Annotated in this window: 18 protein-coding genes; 1 reads left to right on the top strand and 17 read right to left on the bottom strand. The window is 44.7% G+C overall.

The window, feature by feature from the left end:
* Positions 1-11: 11 nt before the first annotated feature.
* From V6984_RS04225 to V6984_RS04200, 6 genes are all read right to left on the bottom strand, one after another.
* Positions 12-761 carry a J domain-containing protein gene (locus V6984_RS04225; protein WP_342758559.1) on the bottom strand — a complete coding sequence of 250 codons (750 nt, stop codon included), beginning with the start codon at positions 759-761 and terminating at the stop codon, positions 12-14.
* Entirely contained in the window at positions 758-1,609 is an 852-nt protein-coding gene (locus tag V6984_RS04220) for a DUF5685 family protein (protein WP_342758558.1), read from the bottom strand. Before V6984_RS04220 ends, V6984_RS04225 begins: the two co-directional genes overlap by 4 nt.
* Positions 1,610-1,742: 133 nt before the next feature.
* Complete coding sequence (locus V6984_RS04215) at positions 1,743-2,192, bottom strand: YaiI/YqxD family protein (protein WP_342759937.1); 450 nt, start codon at positions 2,190-2,192, stop codon at positions 1,743-1,745.
* A 1-nt stretch (position 2,193) separates the two neighbouring features.
* Positions 2,194-2,334, bottom strand: a complete 141-nt coding sequence (locus V6984_RS04210) for a hypothetical protein (protein ID WP_342758557.1) — start codon at positions 2,332-2,334, stop codon at positions 2,194-2,196.
* Between the two features lie 102 nt (positions 2,335-2,436).
* Complete coding sequence (locus V6984_RS04205; RefSeq protein ID WP_342758556.1) at positions 2,437-2,961, bottom strand: flavodoxin domain-containing protein; 525 nt, start codon at positions 2,959-2,961, stop codon at positions 2,437-2,439.
* Positions 2,962-3,432 (bottom strand): MarR family winged helix-turn-helix transcriptional regulator, encoded by a 471-nt coding sequence (locus V6984_RS04200; RefSeq protein ID WP_342758555.1) that lies wholly within the window; start codon positions 3,430-3,432, stop codon positions 2,962-2,964.
* A gap of 211 nt (positions 3,433-3,643) precedes the next feature.
* Between V6984_RS04200 and V6984_RS04195 the strand changes: the two genes are divergently transcribed.
* A complete protein-coding gene (locus tag V6984_RS04195) occupies positions 3,644-4,840 on the top strand; it encodes a chloride channel protein (RefSeq protein ID WP_342758554.1) in 1,197 nt (398 codons plus the stop codon).
* A 2-nt stretch (positions 4,841-4,842) separates the two neighbouring features.
* On the opposite strand, the gene V6984_RS04190 is transcribed toward V6984_RS04195, so the two are convergent.
* The 11 genes from V6984_RS04190 to V6984_RS04140 all read right to left on the bottom strand — a co-directional run bounded on the left by V6984_RS04190 (position 4,843) and on the right by V6984_RS04140 (position 16,323).
* The gene (locus tag V6984_RS04190) at positions 4,843-5,778 is read right to left on the bottom strand and encodes a hypothetical protein (RefSeq protein WP_342758553.1); all 936 of its coding nucleotides are present in this window, start codon (positions 5,776-5,778) and stop codon (positions 4,843-4,845) included.
* A gap of 87 nt (positions 5,779-5,865) precedes the next feature.
* Entirely contained in the window at positions 5,866-6,447 is a 582-nt protein-coding gene (locus tag V6984_RS04185; protein WP_342758552.1) for a DNA-3-methyladenine glycosylase I, read from the bottom strand.
* A 29-nt stretch (positions 6,448-6,476) separates the two neighbouring features.
* Positions 6,477-9,356 (bottom strand): bifunctional diguanylate cyclase/phosphodiesterase, encoded by a 2,880-nt coding sequence (locus V6984_RS04180; protein ID WP_342758551.1) that lies wholly within the window; start codon positions 9,354-9,356, stop codon positions 6,477-6,479.
* A 16-nt stretch (positions 9,357-9,372) separates the two neighbouring features.
* Positions 9,373-10,839, bottom strand: a complete 1,467-nt coding sequence (locus V6984_RS04175) for an extracellular solute-binding protein (protein ID WP_342758550.1) — start codon at positions 10,837-10,839, stop codon at positions 9,373-9,375.
* A 98-nt stretch (positions 10,840-10,937) separates the two neighbouring features.
* Positions 10,938-12,146 carry a hypothetical protein gene (locus tag V6984_RS04170; RefSeq protein ID WP_342758549.1) on the bottom strand — a complete coding sequence of 403 codons (1,209 nt, stop codon included), beginning with the start codon at positions 12,144-12,146 and terminating at the stop codon, positions 10,938-10,940.
* Positions 12,139-12,846 (bottom strand): ABC transporter ATP-binding protein, encoded by a 708-nt coding sequence (locus V6984_RS04165; RefSeq protein ID WP_342758548.1) that lies wholly within the window; start codon positions 12,844-12,846, stop codon positions 12,139-12,141. The genes V6984_RS04170 and V6984_RS04165 overlap by 8 nt, the downstream gene beginning before the upstream one ends.
* A 16-nt stretch (positions 12,847-12,862) precedes the next feature.
* Entirely contained in the window at positions 12,863-13,567 is a 705-nt protein-coding gene (locus V6984_RS04160) for a hypothetical protein (RefSeq protein ID WP_342758547.1), read from the bottom strand.
* Positions 13,564-14,046: an RNA polymerase sigma factor gene (locus V6984_RS04155; protein ID WP_342758546.1), complete on the bottom strand. Its 483-nt coding sequence runs from the start codon at positions 14,044-14,046 to the stop codon at positions 13,564-13,566. Before V6984_RS04155 ends, V6984_RS04160 begins: the two co-directional genes overlap by 4 nt.
* 254 nt (positions 14,047-14,300) lie before the next feature.
* Positions 14,301-14,750 carry a DUF3788 domain-containing protein gene (locus V6984_RS04150; RefSeq protein ID WP_342758545.1) on the bottom strand — a complete coding sequence of 150 codons (450 nt, stop codon included), beginning with the start codon at positions 14,748-14,750 and terminating at the stop codon, positions 14,301-14,303.
* 78 nt (positions 14,751-14,828) lie between these two features.
* Positions 14,829-15,422, bottom strand: coding sequence for a hypothetical protein (locus V6984_RS04145; protein WP_342758544.1), 594 nt, complete (start codon positions 15,420-15,422; stop codon positions 14,829-14,831).
* Between the two features lie 226 nt (positions 15,423-15,648).
* A complete protein-coding gene (locus tag V6984_RS04140) occupies positions 15,649-16,323 on the bottom strand; it encodes an alpha/beta hydrolase (protein WP_342758543.1) in 675 nt (224 codons plus the stop codon).
* Between the last annotated feature and the right edge of the window lie 221 nt (positions 16,324-16,544).

Below are 16,544 nucleotides of genomic sequence, written 5' to 3'. Positions count from 1 at the left end.
TGTTATAACTCCTAATATCCCCCATACGGTATTCCTCCGCCGCAGCACATTCCGCCGCCTCCGCAGCAAATATTGCATATCATATTAGCAATACACAGCTTTACACATATATTTCCGTTCCCCACATAAGGGTTTCCATAGGTATACTGTCTCTGCTGATACTGCATGCCGCCGTTTTCAAACCGGTATGCCAGGTTACTGTAATCCGAATTCCCCGGCTCCATCGCCGCCGCACGTTTGGCATGCTCCATCGCCGCCACGTTATTTCCCAGTCCCGCATGGGCAAGTGCACTATAATAATACCATCTTGCACCCTTTTCGTCCATGCCGTCAAGCACAGTTCTCGCTTCTTTATAATATCCGTTTCTTATATAATTGCCTGCAGCACGCAAATGGCCGTCCTCTTCATAACCCGTGCTGGTGCTGTCTCCGAAGCCTCCAAACCCGCCAAAGCCCCCAAAACCGCCGCCTCCATAACCATCGAATCCTCCGCTGCCATAACCACCATAACCGCGGCTTCCATAACTTCCGCTTCCATAACCGCCATAGCCGGAGTCACTTCCGTAACCCTCCGTGCGTTCCTTCATAATCTGGCTGTAGGCCTCCTGAATGGTCTTGAACTTTTCCTCCGCCTGTACTTTATTCGGGCTGTTGATGTTAGCGTCGGGGTGGTATTTTCTGCTCAGCGCTCTGTATGCTTTTTTTATCTCTTCTTCGGTAGCATCCGGGGATACCCCAAGTATTTCATAAGGATTTATCATTGTTCCTGCGCCTGCCCCTTTTCTTTTGCTTCTCTTTCCGAGTGTATTTTTTCGTAACGGTACCATACTCCCGAATAGATGATATTTCTAAGGATCTCGATATGGTCTAGGATCGGCAGCTTTTCGAATTCCCTGGAGCATTCAGACATCATCATGACCAGAATGCTTCTGCACTGCTCCTCGAAATCGGGATATTTATATAACTCGTAAAAGGGATTATAATTTCCTTCCTTCAAGTCTTTTTCTATGTCCTCATAAGCATCGCACAAATAGATGAATTTCCCCAGGTATAAACCCATTTTGTAGAGGTTCTCTTTCCATTCATCATCCTTATATACCGTGATTTGCGCCATGACCTCTCCAAACAAGCGGGACATTTCATCAACGTCTGTACAACCATCTATTTCCTTCTTAGTGAGCTGCTCCATCAATGCTTCAATACGGCGGATCTTACATCCATACTTCTGCTCCAAGTGATGATATCCCTTCTTAAGCAACTGTGCATATAACAGCCTGCCGTATTTTTTATTATCCATCCAGTCATCCTTGCATTTGTAATAGGACAGCAAAATGTTCATATCCGCCGCGTATTCTGTGTATTCATTTATCTTCGTCATATGCCTTTCAAAGGGATGTGCGACACATTTGCAATAATCCGTCTCTGTCTCCGATTCGTACAAGCCGGAAAGCAGCATGATGATGAAGGTCATATCATAGGACAGCGTCATCTGTCCCGTCAAACCGTATTTTTCTTTTAATACTTTGCATAAACCGCAGTAATAGGCTTGATAGATATCAAATTCCTTGAATTTCATATCACCTTTGTTGATAATTATATATCCAAACATCGTATCACCTCATATATCTTATATAGTAACCAACATTTATATTTTTCTATCAATACTCTATTATCCTACCGTTTTAAGCCGTATATATCAATAAAACTGCTATAAAGAATTTATTAAAAAAGAGTCCGTTTTATCAATACAGCAGACTGTTATCCAGCATTCTCCGAAAAGACTCCTCAAACCGCACATCATCTTCCTCCGTTCTCTTCCTCGGCCCCTTTAAATGGCTCTTGCCGGATTTGCGCCTTTCTGACTTGGCGATATGACGCTCCATAAGCATCGTGTCGATATTCTCGTCGGTATACCTTTTTCCGCTCTGGTGAATGGCTCTCACACCTTTTCCCAACGCCATGACCGCTACTCCGTAATCCTGCGTTACTATGACATCCCCCCGTTCGCTCAAGGAAAACAGCTTGAAATCCGCTGCGTCGGCTCCTCTGTCCACGATTACCACCTCGGAATATGCCGAGCGGAGAACATGGGCATTGTCGCAAACTAAAATTACCGGAATATCTTTCTCTTTTGCCACTCTTTCCACAATCGCTACCACAGGGCAGGCGTCGGCATCCACAAGAATCTTCATATTAATAACCATGCCTTTCCAGCACCTGCAAACTTTGGGCCGCAGGCACAAATTTGCGTGTGAAAATTTTAATTTTCACACTATCTCCATCTTTCCCTTTATTTTCTTCCAAACAGCCATATAATGTACTTTTTCTTATCATGCCACACCGCCTGCACTGCGTCAACAACCCTGTACATTAAAAAATGTGTTTTGTCAGGAGTCTTATGCGGCTCCCGCAAACACACTTTTTATTTTTATTGATTTATATCTGCTCGGCACAGATTATAAGGGGCTTTATATTTTCTTTTGAGGAATTATCACTGGACCTTTCAAACAAGCGAAGCATTCCCATATCTTCCTGCGTCTTATCCTTTTTCTTTTTCAGCATCTTATACATGGTCTTTAACATTGTTCTGGGGAAAAATCCCATTTTTTCAAAATCGATTCCTCCCTCCAAATAAAAGAAAGGAATTTCCTTCTGTTCCTCTTTGGTAAGGTTATTGTCCTTTACTGTAAGAATAACCTCATCCGCCTTCATAGGCGCACCGCCAACCGCATATACGATCAGCTTTTTACCGCACCGCTCAGGGATTTTCTTCACTTTATCCCATCCGTTTATCCTTCCTGCCATAATCCCTGCACCATAGATAATTACGTCGTTCTCCTTCCAGTGCTGCGGTGTCATATCCTTGTAGCTTACCGCTTTGCATGCAAGCTCCTGCGCTATCCATTTTCCGTACTTCTCGCTAAACCCTGTCTTACTGTTATACACCACGATTCGCTCCATTTACTTTTCCTCCCTGATTGCAATAAGATTTTTCTCGATTTTCATCATTACATTGTAAGTAAGCTGCACTTCCTCCTTTGTAATTCCTTCATAAAGCCCTGCCATGAATCTTTCCTCCTGCTCACGATACCTGTCGCTCAATGTTCCCATTTTCTCCGTCGCCGCTACTCTTACTTTCCTTCTGTCATCCTTATCGTAAAAAGTAGTTACAAATCCTTCCTTTTCCAGCTTATTGACAATCTGCTTCACGTTCTGATGCGAACTTCCCATCACATCCGCAAGTTCATTAATCATGGGAGGGGTCTCCTTAAATAACGAAAGGCAGATGAGAAGAAAAAACTGCTTACACGTAATTTCTTCATAAAAAGCATCACCCGCAGTCTGCAAGCGGTTCCCGAATGCGAAGAACAAACCGAACAGAGCCCTTTCGTCATCAAAATCTTCCAGTAACCTGTCTCTATCCATACTCATGATATTTAACTCCTTAAATTATATAATTCTCCCTCACATTATGTAATATATTACATAATGTGATTTTTGTCAATCGACGGTAAAGCAGGAACATTACTGAGAACGGAGTGAACAGTAATGCAGGAATAAAATTTTGCCCTTATCCGGCCGTATGTGACCTTGCCAATTGATGGCAGCTTCCCTTATAATATTACTTGGAAGTGAGGTTTATATGAATTATCGGGAAAAAATAAGAAATCAGTTGATTTTCACAGGACTTGCAATCCCCCTCGGCATAGCCGCCGGATCTATCGCCGCTTTGTTCGGCAGGATTCTGCTTTACATTGGGAATATCAGGGACGAATATGTTTACTTTTTACTTCCTTTTCTCGGCGCCGTCGGTGTCTTTATCTTATGGAGCTATCAGAAATTCGGAGACAGGAGCAGTAAAGGAATGGCTTTGCTCTTTGAAGCCGGACATGGCTCCAAAGAAACGATACCTCTCCGTTTAATCCCCTTCGTCATTATTGGAACATGGCTTACTCATCTGTTCGGCGGAAGTGCCGGAAGAGAGGGGGTAGCCGTTCAGATAGGAGGAGCCCTCGGACATACGCTCGGCAGACGTTTTTCCATAGAGAGCGGGGAAAAAATATTATTACTTACGGGAATGGCCGCCGGCTTTTCCGGGTTATTCAGAACGCCCCTCGCCGCCACCTTTTTTGCTCTCGAGGTGCTGACCGTAGGCGTACTGGAATACAAGGCTCTGCTTCCGGCTTTGACCGCGGCATTTACCGCAAGCTATATTTCCGGCGCACTGGGTCTTGAAAAATTTTCCTACGTTCTGTCAAAGAACTTTTCTTTTTCGCCATCCCTGCTTTTCAAGATACTTTTCCTCGGTTTTTTATTCGGGATAATGGGGCGGCTGTTTTCCTATTTCCTGCATAGGACAAAAAAGCTCTTTTCAGAGAAGTTGAAAAATCCACTTCTGCGCATTCTGATTGCCGGTACCGCGATCGGTCTCTTTTCGTTACTATGTTTTCAGGGAAGATACTCGGGACTCGGCACCAACTTAATATCCATGAGTCTTAATGAGGGCATTTATTCATGGGATTTCGCTTTTAAATTTCTCTTTACGGTGCTTACTTTGTCGGCAGGCTTTCAGGGCGGAGAGGTCACTCCTTTGTTTTCCATCGGCGCAACCTTTGGTGCATTCCTTGCTTCGCTGCTCGGCTTACCCATCGCCTTCTCCGCAGCGTTGGGCTATGCGGCAGTATTCGGCAGCGCCAGCAATACTCTGCTTGCACCCATCCTGATAGGCGCAGAGGTCTTCGGTCCCGAAATGCTGCCTTATTTTATCGCAGTGTGCGGACTCGCCTATATCTGCAATGGTAATTTGTCCATTTACCCGCTTCAGAAAAAGAAAAAGTGAGACTATCTGATCTCCAGCCTTCCGAAGCTTTTCAACTGCAGCAGCTTTTCAATGGCTTTGCTGGACTTCCACCAATTCTCACTAATGGCGAACGCCTCGGGATATTTCCCGCCGTTATACCACTCCCATGGGATATCCCAGACTCCATTTTCAGGGCGCTCGTCAATTATGGCATCCAGGGCCTTGTGTACTTCCTCTTTATTTTCCTCATAATACCTGCTCTCCGGAGACCATATGAATTCCAGTGGATTTGCCATGAAATTGTCTTTTTCCGTTTCTATCTTTTTCCGTACCTCATGGGAAACCTTTTCACATAGATATGTAAAGTCAAATTCTTCCGTAATCCCTGCTGCCTCTATATCCTCCAGCAACTCGCAGTAGCCTCCTACTCCCATATCTCCCAATCGCTCTGTCCCCTTTAACCGCTCAATCAACGAGTTCGTATATTCCTTCGCCATCCGGTACAGGCCCGACTCTTTTTCTCCATACCGGAGAATAAAACCACATAGGCTTGCCGTCGTTCCTATACTTTGGAACTCATTGTCCTTGGGATTATAATCCCACCAGATGCCGTGCGGGTAATTATCGTTAGACGGGATTGTAAAAATCCATCCGTAATCTGCCCTGTGCTCCGTATTCTCCAAATAACGGAACATTCCGCGGTAAAATGGATGCTCCATATCGAGGAACTCTATCTGCCGCAGCAGTTTTATGACGATCTGTACATTGTACGGGGTAGAATCCGGATTCCAGCTATCCGGGTCAATCGTATTGCCAAATCCGCCATCACTATTCCGATAGCTGGATAAGGCCGATAGAACAGCATCTTTGCTTCCATCTTCAAACCAGTATTGCCATAATGCGAAGTCCAGCGGCCTCGCATTCCGATAAACCCAATTTTTAATTTCATGAAATGCTTCAAAACTCAGTTTTTTCATGTCTTTTCTCCTTCGGATGATCCAAACTTTATTCCATAATAAAATATATCCGCCGCTTTGTGTTGTAAAAAAGCGACGGATTCGCGATCATCTAAACTCTACCGGACACTCATCTATAATCTGCCGATACCTAAAGCAATGAATATCATGGTCATTAATAATCCCGCAGGCCTGCAGATGAGAATACACCGTAATGGAGCCAAGATACTTAAATCCCCTCTTTTTCAGTTCCTTGCTTACCACATCCGACAAATCATTGCTGGCGACCGGCACTATTCTATGATCCTCATAAATAATGCTCTTATACCCGCTATATCCCCACAGAAATTCATCAAAGGATCCGAATTCATCGATTATTTTCTTATATGCTCTCGCATTGTCGATAACCGCACGAATTTTTCGAATCGATTTTATCATATCTCCGGTTTCCATGATTCTATCTATATCCGCATCACCGTACAAGGCAATTTTCTCATAATCGAAATCATCAAAGCACTTACGAAAGGTTTCTCTCTTCTTAAGCATCATCGTCCAGTTCAGCCCGCACTGCATGACCTCCATCATCAGAAATTCAAAATGCTTCCTGTCGTCATGCAACGGAATTCCCCATTCCTTATCATGGTATTCTTCATTGATCCCGCCATCCTTACACCAATTACATTTATCCATACATAGCTCTCCTTTTGGAACTTACGTCCCTATTCTGAAACAGCCGCATAAGCATCCTGAATCTCCTGAACAATCTGCTCCGGAATAGGGGCAGGCTGAAGCTGCGGCCTGGCGATATAGTATCCCTGTAAATAATCAACGCCCAGGCTAATAAGCGTGCGAAGCTCTTCATAGGTCTCCACTCCCTCCGCGATCACACGTATATCACGGCCTTCGGTATAGGACAGCAGATTCTGTAAAAGCTTACGGCGGTTAGCATCGTTGTCGATATTGCGCACGATTGAAATATCCAGCTTTACAAAGTTCGGCATGGTCGCCAGCAAAGCAGTATCGGAATTGTATCCGGTACCAAAGTCATCCAAAGCAATCTGACAGTTCCACTTCGCAGCCCACTCCAGTTTTCTGCGAGTCTCCATTTCGGTGGAGCGTTCCTCTTCCGTAATCTCAATAATTACTCTTGGAAGCAAATGTGAGAACCTCTCTTGAATATATTTCTCGTCCTTGGCATTCAATTGCTGACTGGCAATGGAATTCACAAATATACGGATAGAAGACGCTGCTTCCGGCAGCTTCTCGAATGCCGCAAGGCTCTGCCGCCAAGTCAGTCTCTCTATCCCATAGAGCTTAGACTGTGACTTCGCTAACAGCAGTACTTCCCCCGGGGACTTGATACTCTCCAGCGTGGGACGCATTAAAGCTTCATATCCGAACACCTCACCATTTCTCGCATCCACGATAGGCTGAAAGTGGAAAGTTACTTTCTCCTTATCTATGAGACGGTTGATTTCCTCCTGATTCTGCAATAAATAAGAGTCCCTTTTATAATGTTCCATATCGAATTCGCCGAACTCTCCTTTGGTCGTATTCTTCACCTGATACATCGCGAAATCGGCATATTTCAGAAGCTTATCATAGGAGGTAGCATGGTCTGGGTACCAGGCGATTCCAGCGGATGCACGAATATTGATGCTGGTATTATCCGGCAGGAAAAATATAGTCTGCCGCACACCGTCTTCAAGTACATGAATGATTTCCTGCACCTCTTCTCGGGAAGAATAACCGGAAAAAAGCACATAGAACTCATCGCCTGACATACGGGCAATAAGCGTCTGCTCCTGCGGATTGCTGAAACGTTTTTTGAGCTCTACGCTGAACGCCCGCCTGTTGAGCAGATCCGTCAGCAGATCATAATCCCTCTCTCGCTCAATCTTGCGCCTCTTTAAAATCTCTTGTGTGACATCACTGACTACCCCCGTGATATGATTATTAGAAGAAACCACTCGAAGCCGCACCCACCTCGGAGCTTGCGCCGGATGCTCTATGCGAAGAATCTTCGTGCTCCCATCCTCTGTTCCATCCTCTACCTGCCCGTTCAAGGTCTCCATCAACTCATCGAACTCCTGCTTATCGATAGTGCCGTCTGTGGCCTGCTCACTATAAAATCCCAGCATCTCGAAAAAGTGACCTGTGCAAAATACCCGGTCCGAATCCGGCTGAGTCTCAAAGGCACCGATTTCTACCCCCGCCATATCGATAATCTGAGAAAGGCGGCTGGCCTCTCTCGCTACCCGTGAGCTAAGCGTCTCAATAGCCCCGGACAGTTCGTCGATCTCCGAAATCTTCAGCTTACCAAGCTCGAGAGGACGTCTGGGGTCACTCTCACGAAGCTGCTTGAGAAGTCTGGTAATAGGATGGGCTACCGATAAACCGGCTGCCCAGGCGGCGGTAAGCCCCAATACAAGGGAGATTCCCCATGTCACCCATATCGAGCCGGATACGCCTTGCGAGAAACCCAGAAGCTCCTCGTCATCCAGCATTCCAATTAACGCCCATCTCTCATTTTCAAAAGGCGTATTGGTATTATAGAGATTAAAGTATTGTATACATCCATAGACGTCTCTCTTATGGCCGGAAGTATTGTCAATGACCCGATAGGAATCCGCATATTCATCTTCCTGTGTAAAACTCATCTGCTTTGCCATTCCGAAACGATGCTTAAAGACAGGGCCGGTGGAAAGCTGCGTATTGAAAATCAGCTCCTCGCCCTCAGCAACACCGACAAAATACATTCCTTGCTTCTCCTGATTCAATTCCTGATACGGCATCTGCTTGCTTAAGTAATCGACGGAAAGCTCCACTCCCAATATCGCACGCACCACTCCGTTCTGATCCCTAAGGGGCATCGAATAGGTAATCGTATCCAGGCTGTCTCCCGCCGCACGAAAAACCGGGCTCCAATATCCCAAATCTTTCTCCTCTATTTCAGGATACTTAAGCGCGGCCTCATAAGGCTTACTATAATAATTCCAGCTAACCAAGTCATCAGGGTCAAAGCTCATACGGGACTGCCAATTGGAATCCAGAGGGATCCCTAGCTCCTTGGATATACATACCGGAGCATGCAAAAGCAGTAAATCTGAGTTATTGGCTGAATTGGTGGCTGGGTCCATATCACGGATATACAGACCGTGCTTTTGCATCTGTCCTTCTTCATCGCGGCCTTCTCCATCCGTCAGGATAAGAAAAACTCCTATTACCAAATTGCGGCGCAGCAAACTAATCAGCTCCGGCGCACTTTGGCTCAGAATCTCATTTCTGAGCAAGGTGCCCGCCTCGCCTATCTGAATCGGTTCCTTACTGAATGTTCTCCTGATATTCTCTGACGCCGGATCCAAGTTGGACCAGCGCGACAGCATCTCGCTTTGAAGATAGTTACGACGATTATTCACTGCCCCGTTCAGAATGTCAAAAGCATTGTGGTTGAGCTTTTCAATGGTACCGCCCCAAATTATATTTACGGAAAAAAGGCCTGCCTGCACGAATAAGGCAACGATTACCGGAATTAAAATGCGGTTCATAATCGAATTGCCTGACCTGCGGGATTTATCTTTTGTTTTCTTTCGTTCCATTTACATCCTCTTCCTGTCAATCCCCATCGATTATAACGCGGACTGCATTTATCAGTCCTTCATACCAGCTTTGGAAATTTTCATCCGTCGCAAATTGTGCTGTCGCGTCCTCCATAGACATTCCGCCCTCCGTCAGTGTGAGAATCTGTTCACGGTCAGCCTTAGCGCGGTCTGAAAGAGAATATTCAATTACTTCTCTGGCATCGGCAGAGCCAGAAAATGCTTTCTCAAAATACAAATCATATCCATTGACCACGTCCACCGACACGGAAAGAGCATCCTTAAGTGATGCAGGAAGTTGTTCAAAGCCCTCTGCGCTTTCGATTAAAGACATATCATTTGCCGCTTTCTCTACCGGAAGATAAGCGGAGGAAATCGCGAAATCAATATTTTGTTCCTCCTCCACAAACCATTTCAAGAAGATCGCCGCAGCCAGATCGTTCTGAGGATTCGATGAAAGAACCGCCATCCCCGCACCCTGCTGAATGGCACTAAGCTCTGCTCCTTCAAAGCAGGGGGCCGGAAGGACTGCCGCCTCAATAGGATAGCTGGATTCATCCTCCAAGGTAACCCGCTCCGGAAAATAAGTCGCTCCCGAAGTAGATCCTACCAAGACAATCAAATCCCCGGTCTTGGCGTCGTCCGAACGGAAACGTCCGTAGGCGCCGAACCAGCCGTTGATATAAGGGATATAATAGTTATCCCAGAGCTTTCGGAAAGCCTCCTCGTCCGGTTCGAAGGCAATCGTTCCTCCCTCATGGGTAAAAAGAGAATTGCCTGTCAACTGATAATAACCGAGAATAATATAGTTCGCCATAGCATCCCGCCCGAACATAGCTTTACCGTCGCCCGGAATATCCGGTGTCTCCCCGTCAGTCCAGTTATAGTAAGACTCGGAGGTCTTCACCACGCCCTCAATGGTTTCAAGCTCCGTCATCGACGTTCCGGTAGCAGCCGCAAATTTATCCCAATCAGTTTTATTGATCATCATGATTTCTGTCGCCTTTGCTATCGGGATGATCTTCAAGCCCTCCGCCTCGCCAAGCCGGCCTTCCTCGATATATGCATCCACGTATCCTGCCAGTTCCTCTTCGATAAAATACCCGCCAAGGTCAGCTACCAGTCCCCGCTTGTCCAAATCGTACACCGTATCTGTATAGGCTGCAAAAATCGTCGGTACCTCGCCGGCTCCTACCTTCTTATCCACAGCGTCATGCACCTTTTCATAAAGCTCATTCACATTTCCCTGACCGAATGCCTCTACGACAATGCCTTGCTCCTGCCCCATCGTCTCATTAAAACGTGTAACAAGACTATCGAAAGCCAGCTTCTGAGGCCCATTGTAATAGTGCCATATCTCAATGGAAACCGGATTGTCAGGGTCCAGCACCGCCTGCTCCTCCTTCGTTCCTTTCGTACATCCGGCAAGCAGAATCGCGGCACCCGACACAGCAGCGATAATCTTAACCACAGATTTTCTCATTCGTAAATTTCCTCCCACAGTTTATTTGCTATATTATACTACAGTAATAGGAGAAAATGAAGTAAAAACCCGCATTTTATCGCGCTGTGTCCTGTTTTTTACCGGCCGCTTACCTGATAGTTTGCATAGACTCTTTTACCTGCCACAGCAAATATCCCCCCCGCAAGAATATACAAAATGGGAACTGCCTGCCACGCTGTAAATGTTCTGCCGGCAAGCGATACCGTCCGCGAGCTGAAGATGCTCCATACGGCAACAAATTCGCTGGGAATATAGCTCAAAAGCTGGGACGCCGCCCGGTACTGTTCCGGTATGTTAAAAAACAATAATAATATAATCATTCCAACTACCAGCGCCAGCGTACCGATGCCGCTATGAAGCAGTTCAGACAGCATCATTACAAATATGCCGGTCAGAACTCCCGCAATCATCAGCATGCTATAGGAAATCAGAACCGCTTCTCCCACGCTTAACGGATAAGAATAATTGGTATACATCAATTGAAATGCACCGGAAAAGCCGTCCGCACCATATAATGCAAACGCAAGGCCAAAAGCCAGCACAATATACACTATCGACACAAGAAGTGAAAAACTGATTTCTGCTAAAATCTTAGCCCAATAAGCCTTATGCCTTCCATATCTGCTGCAAAGTATGAGCTGATCCGTTCTTTTGGCATGCTCCTCCGCAAAAACGCTCGACAGGCAGACCGTGATCATGATAAGCATCATCAGGCCTATTGTATTCATGCAGTCAAAAAGCTGCCAATATCCGTCTTTGTATACAAACGTCATCGGCCATTCCAGATTATCCTCCTGTTCCTGCCAGAAGACCTTTTCGCCCTGCGTCAGGCGGAGTTCTTCCCTCGTTTCTTCTAACATTCTTTGACGCATTGCATGCATATCCTCTTCGTCTGCCGCCCACTGCCGCACTTCAGAAACCGTCATATTTGCCGTATTTCTGACAAATTGAAATATTGCGCTATATGGCCGTGCATATGCTTCATACTCTTTTGTCAATGTATATGCCTCCACATCGGAAGGAATTTTATCATACCCGGCCTTCATTTCCTCCAGCAGGCTTTGGTCAATGGACCTGCCGCTTAATCTTTGCTGATACTCCTTATCAGTCTGGAACATATGATAATGGGTATCGATTTTAACACCATTTGCATAATAATCTCCAAGAAGAGCTGCTATTACCGTAAATATGACAATAGGCAGCATAATAGCAGCGGTGACCAGAACGATTTTACGTCTTATTATTTTCTTAAGTTCATATCCATACAATGTTTTAAAATTATCCATGATTTTTTCCCTCTTCAAACTGCTCTAAGTAAAACTGTTCCAAATCTCCGCGATTCTCGTCCCATCCTCCCTGATATATGAGCTGTCCGTCCTTCATCATCAAAACAGTATCCGCGATATGCTCGATATCGGACACGATATGGGTGGAGAGCAAGACGATATTATTCTTTCCAAGCTGCGCGATCAAATCCCGGAATCTTACTCTTTCCTTCGGATCAAGCCCCGCCGTAGGTTCGTCCAGTATCAAAAGCTGCGGTTCTCCGAGCAAAGCCTGAGCGATTCCCAGCCGCTGCTTCATGCCCCCGGAATAGGTCTTAATCTTCTTTTTCCCTGCATCCTGCAAAGCCACCAGTCTAAGTAATTCTACCGCCTTCCGCTTCGCCTGCGCCCTGTCAAGACCTTTCAAAGCGGCCATATACAGCAAAAAATCCATTCCCGTAAAATCAGGATAATATCCGAAGTCCTGCGGAAGGTATCCCAGCCGTGAACGGTATTCCTCGCTGGAAACATCCTCACCATCCAAAGAAACGCTCCCGCCCGTAGGCTTTAAAATGCCGCATATCAGCCTCATCAGAGTAGTCTTTCCTGCACCGTTAGCCCCCAGCAGACCATAAACTCCTTTTTGTAATTTAAGTGTTACTCTGTCCACCGCGATTCTGCTTCCATATTGCTTGGACAGCCTGTCTATTATAAGCTCCATAAAACGCTCCTTTCTTTTAAATCAATTCTTCCGTCCTTACTACTGTCTTTCTATATTCCACTGCTGTAGCGACACAGAGAATAGCCAATAAAACCAGCCACCAGCCAAATACTTCCGGCTGGTACAGCAATGTTATAGTATATTTGCTCACGATGGGAAAAGCGCTGATAATAATGGCATATCCCATGCAAACATAAGAAGTCTCCCTGCTGCGAATTTTGCGTACCAGCCATAAACCCCCGGCATTGGTAAGAAGATAAGGCACCAGCAAGTAAACTCCTGTCTGAAGCGCCGTAGAGACGCCGTGCATATGCCCCAGCGGAACAAGCAGGCAAAGCAGTATCAAATGAAAGACTCCCAATATCCCCATACGGGCCAGCACTACACTCTTTAACGAGAATCTTGATGCCATTTCCAACTCCGCCATCCCGTACACCTCTGAGCGGACATTTTCTGCTATTGAGACTGCTGCCAGATAGGGCATCAGTGCCGAAAGTACCCATATCACCTCTCTCTCCAGAAAGCCTCCGCTTATGAGAGCCACTGCAAAAACCGCAAGTGATAATCCCCATATCCATTTTCTGATATAAGAAGCCTGGAGCAGTATAAATTTAAAATATCCGATTCCGGGCTGCCTTATATTGTTTAAAAAGACTTTCTTTCTCTGTGACTCCGGCGCTTCAAACGCATCGTACAATGCCCTTCTTAATTCTTTTTTCATATAAAATCCTCCTCTCCAAGCTTATCCTGCAGCGATTTCAAGATTGCCTGTGTCCTGCGGTAAACCGCAAACCGTGAGATTCCAAGCAGCCTGCTGATTACAGACACAGGAACCTCATTCACATATCTAAGAAGCATCAGCTCCCGATCTTCCTCACGAAGTTCTTCCAAAGCCTCTCTTACCGCAATAGAAGTAAGCAGCTTCTCCTCCATGTCATGCTCTGCACTATCATGTATTCGTCTGTGATAATCCTTCTCATCCTCGGGCAAGCGTTCATAGGATTTTCGTCTGTATTCGTCAATACAGAGATTCCTCGCCACCGTATAAAGATACTGCAAAGCCTGTCCGGTATTTCGATATGTCGCGCTCTCCAGAAAGCGCAAGAAGGTTTCTTGAGCGATATCTTCTGCTATATGCTGCTGCCGCAGCTTAAAATAGCAGTACCGGTATATCTTGTCATATTGTTCTTCTATGTCCATGGACTCTCTTAGGAACCTCCTTTCATAGTATTTAACGGTTGAAGGGTGACGGATGTGCGGCGTTTGCATACAAAAATAATAAAAGCCCGGAGAACTGCTACGCTCCGGGCTTTATCCTGCTCTCCTCTATTAACTATTCTGTCCGATCTCGGCTTACTATCAAACACTCCTGAAAAATCATAATAATCTGAGATATTTAACTTCTTAATTTTATGAACTCTTTCATAACTCGATCATTTATAGATAAAAATATATCATATGGTACGTTTTTTATTGGGAGATTTTTTTACCTTCAGCAGCAAAACAATTTCACTATATAAATTATCGTCTTCCACATCAAACATTAGCCATTTCCCATCATGGTATACCTCTGTTCTATCATATATTTCCTGCAATTCATGAGAAAACTGATTTCTTATCTCTTCAAATCTGCTTCTTTCTTCCTTGCCGAGTATGACCCAGATACCTAATTGTTTCTGACGGAAATATAAGGTACAGAGCGTTTTTCCGCTGCGGCTGTAGCGAAGGCAGATATCTCCATACTTTCCTCCCTTACTCCACATCTGATTAACATTATAATTTTCCATAATGAAATTATTTACCCGCTCATACATCTTATAACAATCTGCCCCTAATAGCTCCGGGAAAAAATCTGCCGTGTTTACATTATCCTTATTTTCTAATAATTTATCGATATAATTCATACATCTTGATCCTTTCTGTTTTACCGGGATTTTACTTCTTTATTTTTTCATTATCAAATAGCCAGTCAAACTATGTATTTAACGAATAGCCGTCCAGTTGATCCGAACGATATTATCGAGCATATTAGCTATAATCATTGTTATATAAAAGCTAAAGAGCGTAAGGAAGCTATAGCGGATGAATCCCTTGGAAGATATCTCTGTCTTTAATTTTCTATAAAGGCATGCTATGCACATAACGGAAACCAGTATAGATATGAGAGCCGGAAGAAATATGAGAACCGAATAGCCTGTTGCCTCCGCCAGGGCAAGTCCCGTTCCATACTCATCTTCATTATGCACTCTTCCCGTCAGCAACGGAACCATGATCACGAACAGACATGGTATTAACCGCATGACACTATTTGCAGCTGCAAATCCTAATGCAATTATTTTTCCCTTTTCTCCTTTTTGCAAGCAGAAAAGAATCGTTCCTGTAACAGCCAGCATAAGGGTTGCCGGTACGCCAAAATCTAATAAGCTATCCGATACTGCACTATATTCTGCCCGGAAATCCGCATCTTTCGGATACTTGTATATGTCACCCACACGATTAAAGCCCGTGCTGCACTCAATGCCCCGCAGGGAGTTGGCAAACCCATGCCCGCATTCGTGTATAAAAATTGAAATCAAGAATATAATCACGCACAAACCCTTACGCCATTACTCATTTTTTCACCCGCCCTAACAAACTGTAATTTAATTTTACCATTCATTCAAAAATATCAGGGTATCCTCCAAAGACTTCATATTACTTTCCATACATTCTTCCGGATATCTTCGTTCTACAGCGAACATCTTCGCCGATTTCAGCTTATAAGGAATCAGAAAATGGCTCGCATATTTATAATTATAATGCTTATGCTGATAGGGAAAGAATGGGGCCGTTGATGTTCTCAATTTTAATATGTGCCTTTTCTGGCGCTGAGGCAATTGCATTATTATAACAAGAGCGCATACAAATACTTCTTCGCTTCAGCATATCCTTTATAATCTGCCATTTGTTATATTGAAGATTTGCATAGGGGATTTCCTTCTCTCGAAAACTCCATGCAGAACAATCCAATAAACTTACTGATTTACCCTTCCGTATACCCTGGCAACAAATATTAATCGGGCACACTGCTACCACACACGAAATTAAATTCTGCAATATGCTTCCCGAAATCAAAGCATACTCTGAACCTTTTGAAATGCCCCACATCCCAATTTTTATGTAATTATTATCTTTAAACCATAATGCTGCTCTTTCTACATATTCCACCGGTATTTTTTCTAAGGCATCCGCAAGACCGGGCTGATTCCAGTATGCAAGTGCCATCACGGTAAGACCGTGTTTTACAAACTGTTCTGCAATCAGGCAAGTTAATGAGAAATAACCGTCACTGCCACCGGACATGATTAACGCTTTACCTTCAAAAGAATTATCCTGAGGTTTGTACAGACTACCGATGAATCCATCATTTTGTATGTTAAACGTTTGATCGGGTTTCATTGTTAAGAACTGTTCCGCCGGTTCTTTTCTTTTACTCATCCTCATTTCCTCCATAAACATTTATTTTCTTACGCGCCAGACCGGAATCCAACAGATAACTCCTTGCAATAACTAAAATTGCAATTAGCATATCCTAACTCTTTAATCACAATAAAATCACTTGTTGTTATCGAAAGAAGATCGGCCGTATAGGTCTGCATAAGCCCTGTTGTAACCCCAGACACTCCTAAAGACCAAAACAAGAACCATTTACAAAGAAG

Source organism: Kineothrix sp. IPX-CK (assembly GCF_039134705.1).
Taxonomy (GTDB): domain Bacteria; phylum Bacillota; class Clostridia; order Lachnospirales; family Lachnospiraceae; genus Kineothrix; species Kineothrix sedimenti.
The sequence above is the reverse complement of the archived record's forward strand: the minus strand, read 5'-3'. Positions and strand labels throughout refer to the sequence as shown.